This window comes from Eximiradius proteiniborus (genome assembly GCF_058546985.1).
Genome location: NZ_CM178592.1, coordinates 1,124,339 through 1,145,444, shown reverse-complemented (window position 1 = coordinate 1,145,444; position 21,106 = coordinate 1,124,339). Strand labels below are relative to the sequence as shown.

Annotated in this window: 16 protein-coding genes; 6 read left to right on the top strand and 10 right to left on the bottom strand. The window is 35.1% G+C overall.

What is annotated here, in order from left to right:
• Position 1 precedes the first annotated feature (1 nt).
• The 4 genes from ACY2LT_RS04785 to ACY2LT_RS04770 are packed head-to-tail and all read right to left on the bottom strand — an operon-like array spanning position 2 to position 3,486.
• Entirely contained in the window at positions 2-1,438 is a 1,437-nt protein-coding gene (locus ACY2LT_RS04785) for a response regulator (RefSeq protein ID WP_491816704.1), read from the bottom strand.
• A 38-nt stretch (positions 1,439-1,476) separates the two neighbouring features.
• Complete coding sequence (locus ACY2LT_RS04780; protein ID WP_491816703.1) at positions 1,477-1,878, bottom strand: hypothetical protein; 402 nt, start codon at positions 1,876-1,878, stop codon at positions 1,477-1,479.
• Between the two features lie 13 nt (positions 1,879-1,891).
• On the bottom strand, positions 1,892-2,725 hold the full coding sequence (locus ACY2LT_RS04775) for a purine-nucleoside phosphorylase (protein ID WP_491816702.1): 834 nt from the start codon (positions 2,723-2,725) through the stop codon (positions 1,892-1,894).
• A gap of 23 nt (positions 2,726-2,748) precedes the next feature.
• Positions 2,749-3,486: a class I SAM-dependent methyltransferase gene (locus ACY2LT_RS04770; protein ID WP_491816701.1), complete on the bottom strand. Its 738-nt coding sequence runs from the start codon at positions 3,484-3,486 to the stop codon at positions 2,749-2,751.
• Between the two features lie 121 nt (positions 3,487-3,607).
• Between ACY2LT_RS04770 and ACY2LT_RS04765 the strand changes: the two genes are divergently transcribed.
• Positions 3,608-5,152 (top strand): glutamine synthetase beta-grasp domain-containing protein, encoded by a 1,545-nt coding sequence (locus ACY2LT_RS04765; protein WP_491816700.1) that lies wholly within the window; start codon positions 3,608-3,610, stop codon positions 5,150-5,152.
• Between the two features lie 45 nt (positions 5,153-5,197).
• On the opposite strand, the gene ACY2LT_RS04760 is transcribed toward ACY2LT_RS04765, so the two are convergent.
• The 5 genes from ACY2LT_RS04760 to flhA all read right to left on the bottom strand — a co-directional run bounded on the left by ACY2LT_RS04760 (position 5,198) and on the right by flhA (position 10,177).
• The gene (locus ACY2LT_RS04760; protein WP_491816699.1) at positions 5,198-5,848 is read right to left on the bottom strand and encodes a peroxiredoxin; all 651 of its coding nucleotides are present in this window, start codon (positions 5,846-5,848) and stop codon (positions 5,198-5,200) included.
• 37 nt (positions 5,849-5,885) lie between these two features.
• A complete protein-coding gene (locus tag ACY2LT_RS04755) occupies positions 5,886-6,362 on the bottom strand; it encodes a Dps family protein (RefSeq protein WP_491816698.1) in 477 nt (158 codons plus the stop codon).
• Entirely contained in the window at positions 6,355-6,783 is a 429-nt protein-coding gene (locus ACY2LT_RS04750; RefSeq protein ID WP_491816697.1) for a Fur family transcriptional regulator, read from the bottom strand. The genes ACY2LT_RS04755 and ACY2LT_RS04750 overlap by 8 nt, the downstream gene beginning before the upstream one ends.
• 250 nt (positions 6,784-7,033) lie before the next feature.
• Positions 7,034-8,041, bottom strand: a complete 1,008-nt coding sequence (gene fbp, locus ACY2LT_RS04745) for a class 1 fructose-bisphosphatase (protein WP_491816696.1) — start codon at positions 8,039-8,041, stop codon at positions 7,034-7,036.
• A gap of 12 nt (positions 8,042-8,053) precedes the next feature.
• Entirely contained in the window at positions 8,054-10,177 is a 2,124-nt protein-coding gene (gene flhA / locus ACY2LT_RS04740; protein ID WP_491816695.1) for a flagellar biosynthesis protein FlhA, read from the bottom strand.
• 149 nt (positions 10,178-10,326) lie between these two features.
• Between flhA and ACY2LT_RS04735 the strand changes: the two genes are divergently transcribed.
• The 4 genes from ACY2LT_RS04735 (at position 10,327) to ACY2LT_RS04720 (ending at position 17,954) form a co-directional block, all read left to right on the top strand.
• Positions 10,327-11,940 carry a M20/M25/M40 family metallo-hydrolase gene (locus tag ACY2LT_RS04735; RefSeq protein ID WP_491816694.1) on the top strand — a complete coding sequence of 538 codons (1,614 nt, stop codon included), beginning with the start codon at positions 10,327-10,329 and terminating at the stop codon, positions 11,938-11,940.
• A 66-nt stretch (positions 11,941-12,006) separates the two neighbouring features.
• Positions 12,007-15,171 carry a sensor histidine kinase gene (locus ACY2LT_RS04730; protein ID WP_491816693.1) on the top strand — a complete coding sequence of 1,055 codons (3,165 nt, stop codon included), beginning with the start codon at positions 12,007-12,009 and terminating at the stop codon, positions 15,169-15,171.
• An 88-nt stretch (positions 15,172-15,259) separates the two neighbouring features.
• Positions 15,260-15,634 carry a cytochrome c maturation protein CcmE domain-containing protein gene (locus tag ACY2LT_RS04725; RefSeq protein ID WP_491816692.1) on the top strand — a complete coding sequence of 125 codons (375 nt, stop codon included), beginning with the start codon at positions 15,260-15,262 and terminating at the stop codon, positions 15,632-15,634.
• A 34-nt stretch (positions 15,635-15,668) separates the two neighbouring features.
• On the top strand, positions 15,669-17,954 hold the full coding sequence (locus tag ACY2LT_RS04720; RefSeq protein WP_491816691.1) for a heme lyase CcmF/NrfE family subunit: 2,286 nt from the start codon (positions 15,669-15,671) through the stop codon (positions 17,952-17,954).
• Between the two features lie 100 nt (positions 17,955-18,054).
• Here ACY2LT_RS04720 and ACY2LT_RS04715 read toward each other — a convergent pair whose 3' ends face one another.
• Entirely contained in the window at positions 18,055-19,581 is a 1,527-nt protein-coding gene (locus ACY2LT_RS04715) for an HAL/PAL/TAL family ammonia-lyase (RefSeq protein WP_491816690.1), read from the bottom strand.
• A 178-nt stretch (positions 19,582-19,759) separates the two neighbouring features.
• Here ACY2LT_RS04715 and trkA point away from each other — a divergent pair, with 178 nt between their 5' ends.
• Complete coding sequence (gene trkA / locus ACY2LT_RS04710; protein ID WP_491816689.1) at positions 19,760-21,103, top strand: Trk system potassium transporter TrkA; 1,344 nt, start codon at positions 19,760-19,762, stop codon at positions 21,101-21,103.
• Positions 21,104-21,106 lie beyond the last annotated feature (3 nt).

Below are 21,106 nucleotides of genomic sequence, written 5' to 3'. Positions count from 1 at the left end.
ATTATAGTGGGACTAATATTGTTACTTTCGAAGGTATCATTTCTGTGCTTTCGAGCTGTTTTATGTTCTTTATTGTAGCTTCGTCAAGTATTGTCTCATTTTTTACAACAAGCATACCATTTTTGGTAAATAATGTTTGTCCCATCATCATTCCGGGTTCTAATTGAGAGACAAAAACGTTCATCTCACGCATTTTTTGTCCCTGCGAAGTTTCAATAGCTTCAATTGGTTCTTCCGCTTCTTCATTAGTTTCTTCGCTTGATTTCACTTTAGGTTGAATAAGACCAGCCACATAAACATCAATATTAACAATTCTCAGCTCACCCTGTTCAGGCACTAATGTAGGAATAGTTTTTTTCCTGATAATATCTTGAAAATGATGGAACAAATCATAATCGAACCATGTTGCATGCCGATAAAGCGATTTTATTGCTTCCTCGTGTCTTTTTTTGGTGCGATCAGGTCCTTGCAATACATAACCTATTTCAAAAAAGTGTGGCACTTCATGCAATTGCATTCGATAAACGTTATTGTGATAAAAATTAACAAGTGCAATTATTTGCGATTCATAAGAAATTGAAGTTCCCGAGAGCATCGCCGGAAAACCACTCCCATCGTGGTGCTCCCAGATATTTGCTATAATATCTGCATATTTTTTTAGCTTTTTTACTTTTAGTATAGTGTCCAGAGAAGTCCTGAAATATTTGAGATACTCCATTTTCTTGTCATCAGTCAAATCATGCGGATCTGTTAATATGTAATTAATTGGCATCCCGTTTAATACACTTGAATGAAGCAAAGAAGCCAATACTATATTATTTATTCTATCTTTTGATAATCCTAACTCTTCTGCAAATAATTTTGATGTAATTGCTACAAATTTTGTGTGATTCGTAAAATAAAACCTTTCAGCGTAACTTGCAATTCCGGATATTGCTTGTATAGTCTGATTAAGTAATTCTGTATTCTCACTTATTGAACGCTGAAGTTCTTCATTCTTCTCTTTCAGCTGCTCCACTGTTTTCTTAAGTTCTGCGGCTTGTTTTTTAACTTTTTTGTTTTTATTGTAATTATCGAATGCAATCTTTATCGATTGGACTAAAGCTAACTCATCTGCTGGCTTTATCAAATACATATATGCATGTGCTTGGTTTATTGCCGGGATTATATCTTTCGGTGTGGTATATCCTGTTAGTATAACTCGGGTAGCGTCTGGAACAATGCTCATACTCTTTTCTAAAAATTCTGCACCGCTCATACCCGGCATTCTTTGGTCCGATAATATAACCTCTGCTTTGAATCCATCCTTTAATATTTTCAAAGCTTCTTCTCCACTTTCAGCCGTCCGCACGTCGTAAAACTTTGAAAACATTATACTCAGGATTTTTAAAAATGCTGTTTCGTCATCAACTATTAATAACTTCCCTTTATTTTCCATATCACTTGTTCGCAATTTTTCGAATTTATTCAACCAATTTAATAATTATTATCAATTTTAGAAAGTTTATTTTCAGCGACCCTGTAGTTAATGTATGATGATATTTCCTCTGCAGTCAGCAACGATGATTTGCTTATCTTAATACTCAACTTGGCGTTCTCGTCAATAAAAGGTAAGTCGATTATATTATTCAGAGATTTTATCCGAATAATTAAATAATATCTCCTAAAAAACTTTTTCTTAATTTCTGTATTGATAATTTCAGAATATTTTATCTTCACTCTCTTGATATTTGACTTAAAAAAGCCGATAATGCTATCTTTCACAAAATACTCTATAGTTATTGAATTCTCATCCAAAGATAAATTCCCGTGACACTCGGCGAATCCGTGATACATATCTTTAAACGTAAAATTCAATATTTCATCTGGAACTATCATTCTATTGCAAAAATTAATCTAATTTACTAATTATCTTCATTACTAATTTTGTTAATTTCGGTTCAGCAATCTGAGCTGCTTTGATTATTTCGTCCAAAGAAACTGGTCTTAGTGCATCTGGATAACATTCATCTGTTACAATAGAAAAACCAAGCACTTTCATTCCCATCTGATTGGCAACAATACATTCCGGAATCGTACTCATTCCAATCAAATCCGCACCAATCAAACGCAAGAAACGATATTCCGCTCGTGTTTCCAAACTCGGACCACTCATTGCGGCATATACTCCTTTGTGCAACTTTATTCCTAATTCCAATGCTAATTCTTCTGCTAATTTTATCATTTGTTTGCTGTAAGGTTCGCTCATATCTACAAAACGTGCTCCAAATCTTGGATCATATTCGCCTATTAGTGGATTATCGCCTATCAAATTGATGTGATCATCTATTACGACTATACTTGTAACAGGTATATATGGGTTCAATGAGCCACAAGCATTTGTAATAATCAACTTATCTACTCCAAGATATTTCATTACCCTAACCGGAAAAGTTATTTGTTCCATCGAGTATCCTTCGTAGTAATGAAAACGTCCCTGCATTGCAACCACTTCTTTTCCTTCTAACTCCCCAAATATTAACTTACCTTTGTGGCTTTCTACCGTTGAAGTAGGGAAGTGGGGAATATTTGTATAATCAAAAACTTTATTAATTTGAATTTTAGTAGCTAATTCACCTAATCCTGTGCCCAAAATTATTCCGGTTTTTGGAGAAATGACTGATTCTTGCTTTAAATAGCTTACGCTTTCTTGAACCTTTTCAAATAATTGTTTTTTTCTCTCCATATTATATTTCTCATTTTTGAACATTATTTATATTTCCTTGCGATTGTAATGATCGACAATCCAAATGGGAAAATAATCTTCCCAATCATATATTTTTCTAATAAAAATATACTTCTAAATATTTTATTTATTAATGGTGAAACATTTTCAACTGGTTCGTCCTTTTTCTTTTCTGCACCGGTTAGCTTATCAACATATCTTTTCAACACTGCCGGAGCAAATAGTAGTGTATTGAAGTATGAAGAATATACAATATTGAATCCTGCTTGTCTAAGAATATTGTTAAATTCAGATTTGCTATATCTGCGGTAGTGCTTATGAATTTCATCGTGACGGCTCCAAAGCGACTGATAAGCAGGAACAGTTGTTATAAACCACGCTCCGTTCGGTAATTTATCGTACACTTGCTTCACTATTGCATTGTCATTTTCAATATGTTCGATTACATCCAGCATAATTGCTGCTTTTATTGGATACTGCTCAAAATCAAATTCTTCCACAGTCGATTTATATGTATGTTTCAATCCTCGCTTCCGGCAATAATCAATTGCCAATTCCGATGTATCTAAGCATATCGGATTATACAAATGCGATATTTTTTCAGAAAAACCACCTGTTCCACAACCAATATCTAATACGTAACTCCCCTGTGGTATGTCCGTCTTTTGTAATATCAGAGTTTTTACAATCTCATTTCTTGCTACAAACCACCAGTATTCGTTCTCTAATCTATAATTCGTATGATAAACAATTTCTTCCATTAAGATTACTTTTTCTTCTTATTTCACTTTTTCTCAAAATAAAAATATGAAAAATTTATGAACATTTATTATATTAAATTTCTAGTATTATATAATTTTACAATTTTTTTGATGGTGCTTTATGACTAAACTTGAAAATTTTGCTTTAAGTAATCCCATTTCTGTTATTTTAGGTAAGGAACCAAAAGATTTTACTCGTGATGATTTAATTAGAATTATTAAAGAAAAAGAATTGGAACGCATTACTTTCCATTATACCGGCATTGATGGAAAAATCAAAGAGCTCAGAATTCCTATCTGCAGTACTCAGCAGGCTGAAATGATTCTTACCGAAGGTGAACGCGTTGATGGCTCTTCTCTCTTCAAAGGAATTGTGGATGCAGGTTCTTCTGATATGTATGTGCTCCCTGTTTATAAAACTGCTTTTCTTAATCCTTTTGATAATAAGAGTATTGATTTTGTCTGTCGCTTCCTGAATAAAAACGGCGAACGCGCTCCATTTGCACCCGATAATATTCTTCATAAAGCTCACACTATGCTGAAAGAACGAACTGGCTTAGAGCTTTGGGCTTTAGGTGAATTGGAATTCTACCTTATCGGTCATACTAATAATCAACTTTTCCCTATGCCAAAACAGCGTGGTTATCACGCCTCCGAACCATTCGTCAAAAGTGCTGCTGTGTTGAATGAAATGGTTCGCTATATCGCCCAGATTTCCGGAAACGTTAAATATGCCCATTTCGAAGTAGGTTATCTTGAACGTATCGAAAGTGATTATCCTGAACTAAATGGTAAAAGCGCCGAACAAGTCGAAGTTGAATTTTTACCTACTCCAATCGAAGACACCGGAGATATTATTGTCCTTTCCCGATGGATTATTCGAAATGTTGCTTATAGAAATAATTTTACTGCTACTTTTGTTCCAAAATTAGAAATCGGGCACGCTGGCAACGGAATGCACTTCCATCTTCAACTGATGAAAGATGGTCAAAATATTATGACAGACGAAAAAGGTGCTCTTACCGACTATGCTAAAGTGCTCATAGGTGGGCTCTGCAACTATGCTCCAAGCCTTACTGGATTTGGTAATATGGTTACTGCTTCTTATCTAAGACTTGTTCCACATCAGGAAGCTCCTACTCGCGTTTGCTGGAGCGAGATGAACCGTAGCGCTCTTATTCGCGTTCCACTCGGCTGGAATAACCTGTCGAACCTTGCTTCTGTTGTTAATGATTGCCCGGTTGAACCTCTCGAAAAGCGTATTTACCGCCAAACAGTCGAAATCCGTAGTCCTGACGGAAGTGGAAACGCTCATTTGTTGCTTTCAGGTATTACTATGGCTGCTGAATGGGGACTTACTAACAAAGATAAATCCCTCGATATTGCTAATAATAGCTACGTCAGCACAAATATTCATAAGTCTTCTATCGAAAATGAACTTCCTGAACTTGCTACAAGTTGTGTCGAGTCGAGCGAAAAATTACTCCAGCACCGTGAGCTATACGAACGCGACAATGTTTTCCCACCTCAGGTTATTTCATTTGTTGCTGCTCAACTTCAAAATGAAAACGATAAAGACTTAAATCAACGTTTGCTCTCTCTTCCAGACGACGAAAAATTAAAAGAATCACGACGCATTATGCATCGTGATATACACAAAAATTAAATGAAATGGCGGGTATCATTCCCGCCATTTCTTTATCTTTTTGCTTTATTTCTGTTCAATATCTCTATACAAGAACCACCAGTCGAAGTTTTCATAGCGGTCTTTCTTATACATTGCTGCTTTGTAGTCTGTTGCTGGTGGAATAATCACCTTATTGCCAATTAATTCATTGTTTGGCCAGTTAGCTGGTATTGCAACTTTTTCGCTATCTGATACCTGGAATGCTTTTACCATTCTCAATAATTCATCAAAATTGCGTCCAAGTTCTTGTGGATAATACAATATTGCTCTTATTGTTCCTGTTGGATCTACGAAAAATACTGCACGCACTGTATTTTTTCCTTTTCCTGGATGAAGCATACCAAGCATTTTTGCAATTGTTCCATCATCTGCAATTATCGGGAACTGAATTTCTACTTGCAAATTGTCTTTAATCCATTCTACCCATTTGATATGTGAAAAAACTTGGTCAATCGAAAGTCCAACTAACTCACAATTTAACTTCTTGAATTCTTCATATCTTTTCTGAAATGCTACAAACTCTGTTGTGCATACAGGTGTGAAGTCCGCCGGATGGCTAAATAGTATAAACCACTTGCCTTCTAAATCTTTTGGCAAATTCATTTTGCCAAGTGTAGTTTGAACTTCGATTTCTGGAAATTTCTCTCCAATTGATGGGAATTTGTAATCTGACATTTGAACCTCCATTAAATATTAAAAATAGTTGTTAGAATTAATTATTTAAATATGCTGAATACATCCAGACTAACTTTTCTTGCTCACGAATATAATCGCTCATTAGTGTGTTTGTTCCTTCGTCGCCGACTTCGTCCGATAGATCTAATATATAGCGCTGTTTAAGCAGAAGTATTTTGAAACTATCAAGTATCGAAGCAACTGTGTCTTTTGCCGACGATAAATTTTTTGCTTCTTTGATTTCCGATTTTGCCAGATAATCGCTAAAAGAATGTAGAGGTGTGCTCCCTATTGTTAAAATACGTTCAGCGATTTCGTCAATTTTCAATATTAAGTTGTCGTAAAGTTCCTCGAATTTTAAATGCAACTCGAAAAACTTCTCTCCGCGTATGTTCCAGTGAAATCCACGTACATTCATATAAAACACGTGATAATTAGCTAATAAATCATTCAACTTTTCTGCTAATTCTGCTGACTTGTTAGCATCGAGCCCAATTTGATTCAGGTTACTCATTTTTTGTTTCCTTTTCTTTGGTTGAACATATAATTTGAAGGCGTATTTCCTTTATTTCATAGCCATTTATTTTCTTCTTGGTGAAATAGTCATTAAGCAATTCAGCAAGCTTTTCATCATAATAATCCGCTATTATTTCTCCATTTTCGGAATATATATGATGATGTGTTTCCACAAAAGCGTCATATCGGGCTATTCCGGTATCGTTGTGAACTTTATTGACGAGCTTATGTTCTACAAACGTTTCAAGTGTATTGTATATTGTGCTTAACGATACGCTTGGTAATACTCGTGATACTTCCAGATACACTTCCTCTGCTGTAGGATGTTGCCGACTGTTTAGCAATGCCTCATAAACATAGAGCCGCTGAACAGTTGCCTTTAATCCTTTGCTTGCTAATTTTTCTTTGAGCTTATTCATTAATTTATAATTATTCTTATTTACAAATAATTTCTATTTTATAGTCGTATGTAAATAATAATTATTGTAAAAATTTTAAAAATTTTTTAAAAAATTAAATTTTTTCTATTGAAATTTGTTAAAGAGGGCACAATTACTTAATAATAGCAATTGTAATTACTTTTTTACTGAGTAATTATGGGAAATATTTAATTTTTGATTGATTTTTTGGAAATATAAAACCAGAAATTATTAGTTATTAATCAAAAATTTATAAACTAATATTGTGTTTATAATACTTTTCGTAAAGCCTTACTTCTTCTGGGCTTCCAATAATCAGAGGGATTGTTTGGTGAATTGAAGTTGGTATTATTTCCAAAATTCTTTGCTTGCCATCTGTTGCCAGACCACCTGCTTGTTCAACAATCATTGCAAGTGCATTTGCTTCATACACAAGTCTGAATTTCCCCGTCTGATGCGAAGTGTCTTCAGGATATAAATAAATTCCACCATATAGTAAAGTCCGATGTATATCAGCTACTCCACTTGCAATGTAACGTAGCATATACGAAAGTCCACTTCCATTGGCTCCTTTCAGGTGATCTACAAATTTCTGCACTTGTGGCTTCCATTTGAAATAGTTTGCTTCATTACAACTGTAAATATTCCCTGATTCTGGAATTCTCAAATCCTTTTGTGTTAAAAAGAATTCACCTAAAGTTGGGTCATAAGTAAAGACATTAACTCCATTTCCTGTCGTATATACAAAAAGTGTAGATGAACCATAAAGAGCATATCCTGCTGCAACTTGTCTTGTGCCACACTGCAATACATCATTTATATTAACAGGAATACTATCATCGAGCCGACGATAAATTGAAAAAATACTACCAATTGTAATATTTACATCAATATTTGTGGAACCATCGAGCGGGTCATATACTAAAATATATTTTGCATTCTCGTTGTTTTTGGCATAAACTATATCATTTTCTTCTTCACTTACTATGCAGCACACATTTCCATTTTGTAGGATTAAGTTTTTTATTATTTCATTTGCAAATTTATCCAACTTTCTTACTTTATCGCCGTTCTGATTTTCTTCTCCGGTTAGTCCAAACATTTCATTAAGTCCGGCGCGTCTTACTTCTCGGGAAATAATCCTGATTGCAAGTGCAATATCGTGAAGCAAAGCCGAAAATTCCCCTGTGGAACGGGGATGCAACGATTTTTCATTTGAAATATGATGGTCAATTGTGATTAATTTGCTTGTTCTCATATCCTATCTTTTTCAAACACGCACTTGTCCGTGTATTTCTATGTCAGTATCTGCCGGCAGTTCAGTGAAACTGACAACGCTTACAAGTGGATAAGTATTGTGAATCATTCTATATAGATATGGACGTATTTGTGCGGAACAAATTATTAAAGGCAAATATCCCGCAAGCGATATTTCCTCAATTGCTTCATTCAAACTATTTTTCATTGCTTCGATAAAATCCGGTGGCAATCCAATTGATGGTGCTATCGCAGTTGTTCCGTGCATTTGCAGTGCATTCGTGATTTTTTCTTCAATTTGCGGATCTAATGCAATAGCGTGAATTACTCCAAACCTGTCTTGGTATAGTTTTTTTATCGTTTCAGATAAATTATGGCGAACATATTCTGTTAATACATCTGTATTTTTAGTTACTTTCGAATATTCCAGAATTGATTCTAATATTATCGGCAAATCTCTGATAGGAATTCCTTCGGCAAGTAAATTCTGCAGCACTTTCTGGACAAGCACAAGTGGCAATTGTTCTTGCTGTATTTCTTCTAACAATGCCGGATAGTCATCTTTCAAGTTGTCAATTAATCGTTTTACCTCCTGACGGGTTAGGAGTTTATCTGCATTTCGTCTCAGCAATTCTGTTAAATGTGTTGTCAGAACAGTGGCTGCTTCGACTACTGTGTAACCCATTACCTCTGCATTTTCACGCAAGTTTTGATTTACCCATACTGCCGGCAATCCAAACACTGGTTCAGTTACATTTATTCCATCAAGAGTGCCTTCGGCATTTCCCGGATTCATTGCAAGCAACATATTTGGATACAACTTGTTTCTTGCAATCTCATTGTTGCGTATTTTAACTACATATTCTTCCGGATCAAGCTGTAAATTATCTCTTACTCTTACTGGCGGCAAAATAATACCGAGTTCCTGAGCTAATTGACGCCGAACATTTGTAATTCGCTTGAATACATCGCCTCCCTGAGTTTCATCAACTAATTGTATCAGTGCATAACCTAATTCAATTTCTACAGGGTCTATCTTGAGCAATTCTTCTACCGGTTGCTCCGGTGGGGCACTTACTTCTTCTGCTTTTTCTATTTCTGCTTTAAGCTTTTTCTCTGCCTCTTGCTTCATTTGTTTATATCGGTAGTAAGCAAATCCCCCGGTGATTATCGAAAGAATAAAAAATGGAATAAATGGAAAACCCGGAATTGTTCCCATTATCAGCAATACTATCGAAGTAATCGCAAGTGGTTTCGGACGACTACCGATCTGAAACGAAAGTTCACTGTCTAAATAATCCGAACCGCTCGAACGTGTTACAACCAAACCTCCCGATACAGAAATCAAAAGCGATGGAATTTGAGCAACAAGACCATCACCAATAGTCAAAATGGTATATGTAGATGCTGCCGTAGCAAAATCCATTTGAAATTGCAACATTCCAACTGCCAATCCACCAAGAATATTGACACCCGTTATTACTAATCCTGCTATTGCATCTCCTTTGATAAACTTCGCCGCACCGTCCATCGCACCAAAGAAGTCCGCCTCACGAGTAAGGTCTTCGCGTCGCTTTTTGGCTGTTGCTTCATCTATATATCCCGCGTTTAAATCTGCATCAATACTCATTTGTTTGCCGGGCAATGCATCCAGAGTAAATCGTGCGCTTACTTCGGCAATACGTGTCGAACCCTTTATTACTACTATAAAGTTGATTACAAGTAATATGAGAAATATTATTACCCCAACTACATAATTGCCTTTGATTACAAATGAACCAAACGCGTGAATTATATCTCCTGCTGACGCTTCGCCTAATATCAAACGTGTAGTTGCAACGTTCAGTCCCAACCGAAACAAAGTTGTCATAAGCAACACAGCTGGGAACGAAGAAAATTCCAGCGGTGTTCTTATGTATATTGCTATCATTAATATTAATACAGACAAAGTTATATTTGTTGCTAAAAATATATCCAACAGTTTTGGTGGTAACGGAATAATTAATAATCCTAATATGAGCAAAACTCCCATCGCTAACAATATATCTCTGTTTCTGCTCAATTGAGGAAGTATATTATTCCGGATTTTGTTCATTGCAGGAGAATTTAATACATCTATTTGTGTATTTTTAGCCATTTCTATTCTTCATTATTCAAAAAACATAGTATTTATGCTGTTTTTAATTATTCATACTGATTATTCTCAATTTCCTTGCCATTTATTGAATAATAAACTATCTTCAATCAAATTTTTTTTATTTTTAAATTATTAAGTAAATTGTTTTTATGAGAGTATATCTATATATAATAACCTTGCTGTTTGCTTCTTGTTTGATTGCTGAGATTAATAAAAATAACATTATCAGCCACGTTAATTTTCTTGCCAGCGATTTTTTGGCAGGTCGCCTTACAGGTTCGTTCGGTAGCGAAATTGCTGCCAAATATTTAGCTTCAGAATTGAATAAATACGGTGTGAAACCTATCGGCAACGATGGCACTTTTTATCAGTATATCCCTATGCATTCTACTAAAATTCTTCCTGAAACAAAACTTACTGTATACTCCGAAAACAATTTTCGTGAATATTCATTAAACGAGGATTATTTGGTTTACAAAATATCTCATCAGATATTTCTTTCGCGTCGCACGGAAATGGTATTTGCCGGTTTTGGTATTTTTGCTCCCGAATATGACTATAACGACTACTTAAACATCGATGTTCGAGGTAAAGTTGTTGTTGTTTTAGATGGTGAACCCTTTTCTACGTCTCCTGATTTCTTTGCAGGCGAACGACCAACTACCTATTCAAGCTACGAAACAAAACAACTCATCGCTGTTTCTCGTGGTGCCTCTGCATTAATAATTATCTCAACACAAAGTATTGCAAATCAGCGTCACTGGGAAAAAATGATATACAATTACCAATTCGATGATTTTTCGCTTGCCTATAATTTGAATAAAAATCTCTGCATTATTCTCAACCCAATCGCTTCTGATTTTATTTTTGATCAATCTGGTTATTCTTTAAATCAAATATTGGAACTTGCAAAAAATAATAAACTATCAAGCTTTCCTCTGAATACTTTCTTTGAATTCAAGCCTCAGGTTGAACGCCACGATTTCCTTGCTGTAAACATTGTTGGTATTATTCAGGGTGCTGATGAAAAACTTCGCGACAGTTACGTGTTGGTTTCGGCTCACTACGACCATCTTGGTGTTGGTATTCCTTCCGGTCGCGATAGCATCTATAACGGACTTACAGATAACGCCCTTGGTTGTGCTGTTGCTCTCGAAATAGCACGTAATATTATGGAAAACAAAATAAAACCCAAACGTTCCGTTATTTTCCTTTTCACAACAGCAGAGGAACACGGTTTGCTTGGCTCTACTTATTATTGCGATTATCCTGCGCGTCCACTTCTCAAAACAATTCTTAATATCAATATTGACGGTATTGCATTTTTGGATAGATTTAAATCTGTTGTTGCAATTGGTGCAGAATTTTTAAATAATTTGGATGCTCTCGATAGTGTATTGAAAAATAATAATTTATATTTATCGGAAATGCCTTCATTTGCATTGGACAATTCATTCGCTTATTCTGATAATTATTCGTTTGCTAAGAATGGTGTCCCGGCTTTGCTTATTATGGATGGTCTCGATTTAGAAAATTTCACTCCAGAAGAAGCTTCCGGCAAATTCTCTCATTATGCAAATAATGTTTATCATACTCCAAACGACGACTTCAAATTTCAGGTAAATTATGATGCTTCTTTGCAACACGCTAATTTGCTTTTTGATATTATAGTTGCTTTTGCTAATAGTCCAATTCAACCGATGTGGAAGCAAACATCTCCTTTTTATGATGTCTGGTTACGAATTAACGCACAAAAAAAATAATTCTTTGATTTAATTATTATAGTTTGTTATATTTATTTCCCTAATGTTTGTCATTGTATTTGTAAAATGAATAAAAATTCAATCTCAATCAGTATCTTCGAGCAACTTTTTGAACTATCAAACGAAGCACTTTTGATTGTTGACAAAGAGTGTAATATCATCTATTGCAATAGTTTCTCCGAGAATATTTTTGAAATCCCGGTTGATACTATTAAAAGCTTCAAAGTCAATGAACTGTTTTTCAAATTTGTTAATCCAAACAACAAGGATTATCTGACCGAAAACTTTATCGAAAACTTATATAAAAACTTATACAACACCACACAAGCCAACGAAAAACCTGCAACATCGGAATACACATTATTCTTTGGTGATAACAAAACAAAGAATATTTATGTAATTTATTATCCAATTATTGAACAAGAGAACCAATTTATTGGCGTTGTAATTAAAGAGGATAAAAGCAACAAACTACTTCGCTTAAACCTTGAGTATCGAAAGAATTTTGAAAAACTTCTCAGCGAAATTGCTCAGGATTTCACAAGCTTAGAAACTTATGAACTCGAAGATAAAACACTAAATGCACTCAAAAAATTTTGCCTTTTTGCTAATGCAGATGGAATTGTTATTTATTCTGTTAATGATGAAATTGTCGTTCCTGAACACGCATATTTTGCTAATACACTACAAATAAATGTCCGCAAGTTCAAAGAAAGAGTAGACAATATTCATCAATGGATTTATTCCTTCTTTAAAAATAGTGATTGTATTTCAGATAATTTTTTGGTTGATTTCGAACGCACCTCCCCAGAAGTTCGGAAATATATGAAATTGCTTGGGCTGACTAATATTTTTATCGTTCCTGTTATCTACGATAATAATTTGTATGGGGGAATTGCTATTTTTAATGCTATGCTTGATAGCTCCTGGAGAAACGAAGATTCTGCCTTACTAAGAACTTTTACTAATATATTAGTATCAGCAATTGATAGAGTGAACAAGGAAATTCAGCTTCAAAAAGAGCTAACTATTAATAATAATGTCGCATTGCTTTCAAACTATGTTATCAATGAAACTGAGCTGCATAAAATTTGCCAACTGGTGCTTTATTCATTTACTAATATTTTCGCTAATCATTTCAGCTTTCTAACCATCAAGAACCTTGGTGATCAAATTAATGTTGTTCATAATCCTTCTTTCGAATTAGATCATAATACTATTTCAATATTTGATAATATAATTCAAGAACAGTTTGCAAAAGATAATTTTGTTTTTGAAAATTTCAATAGACCATTTCAAATTAAATTTAACGACTATATATTAACGATAGAAAATTATCTCTATGCACCTGTTGAGATTGAAGGGAAGAATTTCGGATATATTTTCCTCGCTAATAAAGATTCACAGTTTCATAAAAAAGACATTAAAATTCTTTCAAGAATTCTTAATGTCTTGTCAATCGCACTGAATAGACATATTATACAAACAAAATTTATTGAAAGTGAGAAAAAATATTATTCTCTGCTGGAAAATGCCAACGACAGTATGTTTATTATGAAGGATCATAAATTTTATTACGTTAATCAAAAATTTTGTGAGTTTACTGGATATACAAAAGACGAAATATTGTCCCCTGCATTCGATTATTTTGAATTAATTGAAGAAAGCTCTCGACCAGTTATTCGAAAGCGAGCTCTTGAAATGCAGGAAGGCAAAAATCTTCCAACAAGTTTTGAATTATCCGTTCGTAGAAAAGATGGTGAAGTACGAAATGTCTTGTTAAATGAAATTCATTTGAACGAACCTTGCGAATTTCATTATTTTATTGGAATTGTTGAGGATTTAACCACTACAAAGCGTCTGCACAAAATCATTTCAAGAAAGGACGAAATATTAGAAACAATTAGTCACGCTGCGGAACAATTCCTTATTGAGCCAAATTGGCGTAAAAAAATTAAAGTTAGCCTCGATAGACTTCTTTCGATTACCGATTCATCAGTTGTATATCTTTTCGAGAATATTAGTGAAAGCGAGGATACTTTTATTTTAAAATGTTTAAATTATTCTTCATTAATTGATATTTCTAACGAACAATTATGCACAAGTTCTGAATTTAATCTCTTGTTTTCAGAAGACCACAATATTAAAAATAAACTTCTTGCCGGTGATATAGTTGTAATTCATAATGATGAACTTCCTCCTAACCATCAGATATTCCCGGAGAATTTTCATTTCACTTCGCTTACTTTCATTCCGATTATTCCATACAATAAATTCTGGGGATTTTTCTTAATTAGAAATGTTGAAACTAAACAACAATGGATCCAACAAGAAATCGATGCTCTCGAAGTTGCTGCCCGAATCTTTGCTGCTGCAATTATTAATGAGCAAAATGAAAAAGCACTGAAATCAATGAATGTCGAGTTAGAAGAACGTGTCCGTCTTCGAACTGCCGAACTCGAAGATGCTCTCGAAGAACTTCGTAATGCAAAAGATGAACTCCAATCTGCCTATCTTAAAGAAAAAGAATTTAGCGAACTGCGTGCACGTTTTCTAAAAATGATTTCTGAAGAATATCGTTCGCCTCTAACTGTAATGCTTACATCTCTCTTTCTGATGGAACTCGCTATCGTTAAAAACGATTTGGGTACTCTCTCCAAACACGTCGATAGAATTCGCATCGCTGCTCGTCAAATGACGCACTTGCTCGACAATGTTCTGGTAACCGGTCATCTTAGCGAAGAAGAAGTTCTTAACGAAATCCATTTTTCTCCTTTCAATATTGCTGATTTGATCGAAAATGTAGTTGATGAAATCAAAGCCATAGACCAATATCATCATAATTTCAATATTTTTGTCGATCTTCAAAATAAAATGATTGTTACTGAAGAAAATTTATTCAAAACTATTATGATGAATTTAGTAACAAACGCTGTTCAATACTCACCAATGAATACCGATGTACATATTTCTGTAGGTCTTATTGAAGATAATGTTATTTATGTTCAAGTTAAAGATCAAGGTTTTGGAATTCCTGAAAATGATAAAAAACATATTTTTGAGCAATTTTATCGGGGAGAAAATTCTGAATCAATTCAGGGCACCGGACTCGGATTGTATATTGTAAAAAATGCTGTCGAAAAATTAGGTGGTGAAATCAGTTTCCAGTCCGAACTCGGTGTTGGGACTTCATTTACTTTTTCTTTACCTGTTCATTTTATTCATACTTAAAAATTAATTAACCATTCCAAAAAAATTACTTTTTTTAAATTAATTTTATTATTTTAAGTAAAATTTATTATTCAATACGAGTATTGTTATGAAAAAGAAATATTTAATCGGAATAATTGTAGGGATTGTTTTCGTTATTTTAGCAATTTATTCATTCGATTCAAGTAAGATCGAATATTCCGATTTTTCATCTGCTCGTAAAGAGCACAAAACTGTTCAAATTATTGGTTCTTGGGTCAAAGAACTTCCTTCAAACTACGATAACCAAAAAAACGAATTTAAGTTTCATTTAAAAGACGAAAAAAATGAAACAGCAGAAGTTCTCTACAATGGTGGGAAGCCTAATAATTTCGACATTGCTCCTATGGTTGTTGTCAAAGGAAAATTCGAGGGCGATATTTTTATCGCATCGGAAGTTCTTACCAAATGCCCAAGCAAATACGAAGGCAAAATGCAAAAATAATTAACATTTGTTTATAAACATTATTAGGTTCTTTATGATTGGTAAATTATCTATCTACGTTTCGCTAATTTTCGCTTTATTATCTACTTTATTTTACTTTTTAGCCCTAAAAAATAAAAAGAATATAAAAATAGCAGAATACGCCTATTGGGGTCTATTTGCGGCAATTGTTTTCGCATCTGCTTTTCTTTTGTCAAATATTCTCTCTTATAATTTTCAATACTACTATATTTGGTCCTACTCTTCGAGAGAATTACCTCTTGGCTTGCTTATTACTTCATTCTATTCCGGGCAGGAAGGCTCTATTTTGCTTTGGGCACTAATGATGGTGCTTATTGGTTTCTTCTTGCAACCTTATGCTAAAAAATATGGTTACCAGGAATTAGTAATGGGGCTTTATTCACTAATTCTTGTGTTTCTAACCTTGATGCTTATTTCCAAGAGCCCGTTTCAGTATATCTGGGAAGCATTTGCCGATAGCGGAGCCCCTGTTGGGTTCACTCCACCGAACGGTCGAGGACTAAACCCGATTTTGCAAAATTACTGGAACGCTATTCATCCTCCTATCGTTTTTGCTGGATACGCAATGATGAGCGTCCCGTTTGTTTTTGCCGTTGCTGGACTAATCAAGCGTGAATATCATAACTGGATTGATATTTCTCTGCCGTGGACACTTGCAGCAACTGGTATTCTTGGACTTGGGATTATGCTCGGTGGTTTTTGGGCTTACGAAGTACTTGGTTGGGGCGGTTTTTGGGGTTGGGACCCAGTCGAAAACGCCTCGCTTCTTCCTTGGCTGGTAGCGGTTGCGCTAGTCCATACAATGCTTGTCCAAAAACGAACAAAAGGACTTGTCCGGACTAACTTTGTTATTGCAATTATTTCCTTTATATTGGTGCTTTATGCAACTTTTCTAACTCGCAGCGGTGTTTTAGGCGATATCTCTGTGCATTCTTTTGGCGAACCGGGCAAGTTTATTTATTCTTTATTGGTTGCCTCACTTGTTGTTTTCTTTTTAATTGGCATTGTCTCGCTTATTATTCGTTCAAAAGAGATTTCATCTATTTCTGGAGCTATCGATTTCAAGGGTAGTTCACGTGAATTTTTCCTTTCTCTTGGTTCGATTATTCTTTTTGCTATCGCAATAATTGTATTCATCGGGACTAATTGGCCTCTCTTTACTGAAATTTTTGGCTCTCAAAAGTCAAGTGTTGATATTTCTTTCTACGATAAATGGAATTTGCCTTTTGCAATTTTACTTCTTCTGACAAGTGCTTTTTCTCTGTACTTACATTGGAACTCCACTGACATTAAAAGCAAAATAAACAGAATTTCAATTTCGCTTTCTATTTCAATTCTTTTGTCTTTGGTCGCTTTTTGGTTTGGTATTAATTCTGCTGCATATCTGCTACTTGCCTTTGCAGCAATTTATACTATTATTGTCAATCTTGAATTTATTATCCGAAATTGGAAGTCATACAAACACGGCTTTGGAACTTATATTTCTCATATGGGAGTAGCGTTCCTTCTGCTTGGAGCCTTGATTTCCGGTGCTTATTCGTCCACTCAACACGTTACACTTGCTCTCGGTGATAAAATTAATGTTTTCGGTTACGACATTACTTTCGAAAAAATTAACCAAATAGAAAAGCATTTTAAGGATAGAGAAAAATATGAATTTATAGTTACTGCCAAAAAAGCTGAAAATACGCACACACTTAAACCAATTTTCTATTGGAGTGATTTCAACGATCGTATGGCTCCTTTCCTCGAACCCGGTATTATTGAAAAACCATTTTACGATATTTATATTTCTCCAAAATCTACCGAAAGAAAATCAAATTTGCCTATGGTGCTACTTGCTCGCGAAGAAGTTTCCAAAGTGCCTCTCGATACTTCTTGGAAAATTCAGATGCTTGGATTTGATATGAACCACGCAATGGAAATGTCTGCTGATAATCGCGTTCGGTTAGGGGTTGCTGTTGAATTTTCTTCAACAAACGAAAAATATAGCGACACACTTTATTCAGCCATAGATATTAATTCCAAGGAAGGTGTTCCTGAAATGAAAAAAGTACGCGGAACAGATATTATGGTTGGATTTACTGAACTTGTTGCAATGATGCAGGGCGGTTCTCAGGCTGCATTTGTTTTCCAGCGTGAAGGCGAATCATTACCAGAACCCGTTCAGCTTTTCTCTTTCGACTTTGCAATCAAACCTTTTATCAATTTCGTTTGGCTCGGAACAATTTTAGTTGTAATTGGATTTTTTTGGGCTATCTTCCGCCATAAAAAAGAAGGAAAGCAAATTAATTCATAGGTTATTTCTAATCTTTTTGTAGTTTTTAAAAGAAATGGGGCTAAACATATAGCCCCTTTTTTAATTTTTATCTTCCTAAAAAATCTAATATATCTTCAGATTATTCTTCTAAACTACCGATTTCTGCTTCAACTGCATCCAATATTTCACCTGATTTCACCAATTCTTTCATTTTGTTGTGGTCATTGTAGAGTGGCCTATCTACATCAAGGAAATCAACATACTTGCGAATAACTTTGCGGGCAACTTCTACGCCACGACCATTTTTGAAGTTGCGGAAGTCCAAAGCCTGGGCAGCTGCCATAAACTCAATTCCAAGAATACCATAAGCATTGTCCAGAATCTGATGATTTTTAAGTGCAGTGTTCATTCCCATAGAAACGAAATCTTCTTGGTCGGCAGCAGCAGGAATTGACTGAATTGAAGCAGGATTTGATAGAATTCTTTGTTCTACAATTAACATATCTGCTGTATATTGGCTCAACATCATTCCCGAGAACATACCGGCACCCTTTGTCAAAAATGCAGGCAATCCTTGGCTCAAAGCAGGATTGAGCAATCTATTCAGACGGCGTTCTGATAATACGCATACCATTGTAATCGACGCACCTGCCATATCCATCGGAAGCGATACCGGAGTTCCTTGGAAATTTGCTCCTGTCAATGTTAAATTATCTTCCGGAATGAAAATAGGATTATCTCCAACTCCGTTCAACTCAGTTTCAACTTGTTTACGGGCATAAGCAAGTGCATCGTGAGCAGCACCGATAACTTGCGGTGTTGAACGCATTGAATAAGCATCTTGCACTTTAGTTTTCATCTTGCCGGTCAATAAATCGCTACCTTCTAAGCACTTCTTAATTGCTTTGGCACTTCTGATTGCTCCGGTAAATCCACGCAATTCGTGCAAACGCTTGTCGTATGGTTTCATATTAGCAAGCAATGCTTCGAGCGACATTGCAGCAGCGATTTCTGCCATTTTCAAAATACGGTTGAATTCCCAAATGTGAATGGCACTCATTGCAGTTAATACATTCGAACCATTAATTGTTGCAAGTCCGTCGCGAGCTTTTAGTCCGGGAACAGGTATTCCGGCACGTTCAAAAGCTACTTTGCCGGGCAAACGTTCACCCTGATAAAATGCTTCGCCTTCGCCCATCATCAGCAATGCTATCTGAGACATAGGGGAGAGGTCTCCGCAAGCCCCAACCGAACCTTTATTGCAAACAACAGGTGTTACGCCTTTATTGAGCATTTCGACAAGTGTTTGAGTTATCTCCGGACGACATCCCGAGTTCCCGTGAGCGTGAACATTTACACGTCCCAGCATCGCGCCACGAACATATTCAATCGGCAATGGTTCACCAATACCAGCTGAATGATTGTATATCAAATACTTTTGAAATTCTTTTATTTGTTCATCTGTTAATACTATTTCGGAAAATTCCCCAATTCCGGTATTTACACCATACATTATTTCTCTGGCTTCAATCTTTTTCTCCAACATTTGGCGGCATATCTTAATTCGTTCTATTGCTTTTTCATCCAATGTGATTTTTTCACCTTTGCGGGCTACTTCTACAACTTTTTCAATTGTCAAACTATGACCATCAATTACAAATGACATAATTCCCTCATTTTTTATAAATAAATCTTTAAAATATATCAAAAATACTATAAATGATATTAAAAAGCAATATTTATAGAAAACTACTTATAATAATTTCTTTACACTTTTAATAATTTCTTTACACTTTATTGATAATTTTTGATAATTTTGCTTTTTTAAACTCAGGTATTATAATATGAATATTGCAATTGTTGGTGTTGGAAGCATTGGTTATCAGCTTGCAAAACGCTTCACTCTTTTTGAAGGCGATATTGTTATTATAGAGCAAAACTCAGACAAAGCTGAGTATGCTCGTGAGCACTTAGACGCTATGGTTATCGAAGGCAATGCTACTGATTACGAAATTCTTAAATCTGCTCAAATTGATAAAATGGACGCCTTCGTTGCTCTTACCCGAAACGACGAAATTAACCTGCTTGCCTGCAAACTTGCGAAAAAAATGGGTGTCCAGACTACCATTGCTCGTATCAAAAATGCTCAATACCTCAATCCCAATTTCATTGTGAAAAAAGAAGATTTTGGCGTCGATCTGATGGTGCATCCCGAACAAGAAACAGCAAAAGCTATTGTCCGATTAATTAACTTGGCTTCCTCTACTGATTCTATTGAATTTGAAAACGGAAAAGTTCATTTTACCGGTATTAGAATAGATTCTCATTTGGATATCCTAAGGGTGCCGCTTGCAGAGCTTGGAACGAAATACAAACATATTCCAATGAGAATTGTTGCAATTAAACGTAATTTAAGAACAATTATCCCTCGAGGAAGCGATTTCTTAATGAAGGGCGACCAGATTTTCTTTACCTGCGACCCTAATTATTTTGAAGAGCTTCTCGAAATATTTGGCAAGAAAAACGTTAAAATCGAAGATGTAATGATTATCGGAGGTGGACAAATTGCATACTTTATTGCAGAAAGATTGCAAAGCGATTTGAATATTAAAATTATTGAAAAAGACGAGAAAAAGGCTATCGATATAGCTAATCAATTGAGAGATACTTTGGTAATACACGGAGATGGAAGCGATCTCGACTTGCTTACTTTGGAAGGACTGCCCGATATGGACGAGTTCGTTGCTATCACAGGCGACGACGAAACTAATATCATTACTAGCATTATTGCCAAGCACCTCAAAGTGCCAAGAGCGATTACTCTAATAAATAAAAACGAATATTTGCCTCTTTCCGGAACTCTTGGGCTCGATGCTGTTGTTAGCAAACAACAAATAACTGTAAACGTTATCGAGAGCTTCATCAAAAGGCAATCTATTGCTAATGTTGTGGAACTGCCCGGCATTGAAGCTGAGATAACAATGTATATTGCTAAACCGAAGTCCAAAATTACTACAAAACAGCTGAAAAATTTAGATTTCCCACGCGGTGCTATTGTTGGTGCAATTATTGACCGTCAGGATAACTTAATCATTCCAACTGGCGATACTCATATTAACGAAGGCGACAAAGTGCTTATCCTTTGCACTACAGAACAAATCAAAATTGTAGAAAAATTATTCAAATAGTAA

Coding starts and splice junctions, on each gene's coding strand:
- ACY2LT_RS04785 (WP_491816704.1), bottom strand. CDS start 1,438: ATGGAAAATAAAGGGAAGTTATTAATAGTTGATGACGAAACAGCATTT.
- ACY2LT_RS04780 (WP_491816703.1), bottom strand. CDS start 1,878: ATGATAGTTCCAGATGAAATATTGAATTTTACGTTTAAAGATATGTAT.
- ACY2LT_RS04775 (WP_491816702.1), bottom strand. CDS start 2,725: ATGGAGAGAAAAAAACAATTATTTGAAAAGGTTCAAGAAAGCGTAAGC.
- ACY2LT_RS04770 (WP_491816701.1), bottom strand. CDS start 3,486: ATGGAAGAAATTGTTTATCATACGAATTATAGATTAGAGAACGAATAC.
- ACY2LT_RS04765 (WP_491816700.1), top strand. CDS start 3,608: ATGACTAAACTTGAAAATTTTGCTTTAAGTAATCCCATTTCTGTTATT.
- ACY2LT_RS04760 (WP_491816699.1), bottom strand. CDS start 5,848: ATGTCAGATTACAAATTCCCATCAATTGGAGAGAAATTTCCAGAAATC.
- ACY2LT_RS04755 (WP_491816698.1), bottom strand. CDS start 6,362: ATGAGTAACCTGAATCAAATTGGGCTCGATGCTAACAAGTCAGCAGAA.
- ACY2LT_RS04750 (WP_491816697.1), bottom strand. CDS start 6,783: ATGAATAAGCTCAAAGAAAAATTAGCAAGCAAAGGATTAAAGGCAACT.
- fbp (WP_491816696.1), bottom strand. CDS start 8,041: ATGAGAACAAGCAAATTAATCACAATTGACCATCATATTTCAAATGAA.
- flhA (WP_491816695.1), bottom strand. CDS start 10,177: ATGGCTAAAAATACACAAATAGATGTATTAAATTCTCCTGCAATGAAC.
- ACY2LT_RS04735 (WP_491816694.1), top strand. CDS start 10,327: ATGAGAGTATATCTATATATAATAACCTTGCTGTTTGCTTCTTGTTTG.
- ACY2LT_RS04730 (WP_491816693.1), top strand. CDS start 12,007: ATGAATAAAAATTCAATCTCAATCAGTATCTTCGAGCAACTTTTTGAA.
- ACY2LT_RS04725 (WP_491816692.1), top strand. CDS start 15,260: ATGAAAAAGAAATATTTAATCGGAATAATTGTAGGGATTGTTTTCGTT.
- ACY2LT_RS04720 (WP_491816691.1), top strand. CDS start 15,669: ATGATTGGTAAATTATCTATCTACGTTTCGCTAATTTTCGCTTTATTA.
- ACY2LT_RS04715 (WP_491816690.1), bottom strand. CDS start 19,581: ATGTCATTTGTAATTGATGGTCATAGTTTGACAATTGAAAAAGTTGTA.
- trkA (WP_491816689.1), top strand. CDS start 19,760: ATGAATATTGCAATTGTTGGTGTTGGAAGCATTGGTTATCAGCTTGCA.